The 1,128-nt window shown below is 63.4% G+C and carries 2 protein-coding genes and 1 pseudogene; 1 reads left to right on the forward strand and 2 read right to left on the reverse strand.

What is annotated here, in order from left to right:
* Positions 1 to 235 precede the first annotated feature (235 nt).
* Positions 236 to 445: pseudogene (locus ACWDD7_RS37840) on the reverse strand (tyrosine-type recombinase/integrase); the annotation flags it as partial.
* A gap of 148 nt (positions 446 to 593) precedes the next feature.
* Between ACWDD7_RS37840 and ACWDD7_RS37845 the strand changes: the two are divergent.
* A complete protein-coding gene (locus tag ACWDD7_RS37845) occupies positions 594 to 803 on the forward strand; it encodes a hypothetical protein (RefSeq protein WP_450460729.1) in 210 nt (69 codons plus the stop codon).
* Between the two features lie 123 nt (positions 804 to 926).
* Here ACWDD7_RS37845 and ACWDD7_RS37850 read toward each other — a convergent pair.
* Positions 927 to 1,128 (reverse strand): type II toxin-antitoxin system PemK/MazF family toxin (locus tag ACWDD7_RS37850; protein WP_450460730.1); only part of this gene is annotated, 202 nt, incomplete at its 5' end.

Consider the following 1,128-nt stretch of genomic DNA (forward strand, 5'->3'; position numbering starts at 1 on the left):
GCTTCCTCCCGCTCCTCCTCCCATGCCTCGATCCGGTCGCGGAGGTCCTCCGGCAGGTTGAGTTCCATATCATCACTCCAAATGTAGATCCATTGTAGATACCCGCAGATCAAAAGGCAAGCACCCTGTATCTACATTGAAGATACCGACAGGGGCGAAGGCACGGTGCTGCCAACCGTACAGTTATCGGCCCCGAGCACTCGTAAGTTGAGGCCCAAATCGCCAAGCGGCACCCTCACTCCCCAAGGTCGATCGCGGCAATCGCTTCGCGCGTGTCTCGCTGCGAGACATCGACGTAGGGCGCAACATGATCGAGATGTGCATGCCCCAATAGAATCTGAACAGTTTCGAGCGAATGCCCGTTAGCTATCAGCCGCATTGCAAACGTCCGGCGGCCCGAGTGGCTGCTGAAGCCGGCTCCGAGGCCAGCCGCCGTGCTCGTCGCGTTCCAGTAGGTCGAGGATCAACTGTCCGCGCTCGATGCGCTCGGGTCCGAAGCCGGCAGCCAGCAGCGCGCGACCGACGCGGCCGACCTGTCGCTGCGGCTGACGACGAACCGCTTCAACGCGGGCGCCGTCAGCTATCTGGACGTGGTGACCGCGCAGACGATCGCATTGACGAACCGGCGCACGGCCGATCAGATCGACGCGCGCCGGATCGAGGCCGAAGTCGGGTTGCTGAAGGCGTTGGGCGGCGGCTGGCAGGCGGGCGCGGGCTCGGGCGCGGAATCGAACACGGGCAAGAAGGAACCCGTAGCGGCCGCGCGGTCCAATCCCGCCGTCACGCTGCCGGCGGCCGGTTGAACGTGAGAGGCGCGCAGCCGTAGCGCCATTCCAACTCGTCGATCGGCGGATGAAAGGCTGCACGTCGGTAATACGGCTCGTCGACGTCACCTCACAACGGCATACCTATGCTCCCGTTTTCCTTTATTCAAGAATGGTCTGAAGACGCGCGAGCGCATCTTCGATCACTTCGGACGGAGCGCGCTCGACCTTGCGTGCGCCACGCGCCTGAAGATCGAGCGTGCGAACCATGTTCACAAGAGCCACGCCCTGCGTTTCAGTGCCCGAACCCGAGAGGGGCACAGCGAATCCCGCGTATCGCGCGAATTCGCCGCCCTGCGCAATC

The organism is Streptomyces sp. NPDC001056 (assembly GCF_053598955.1).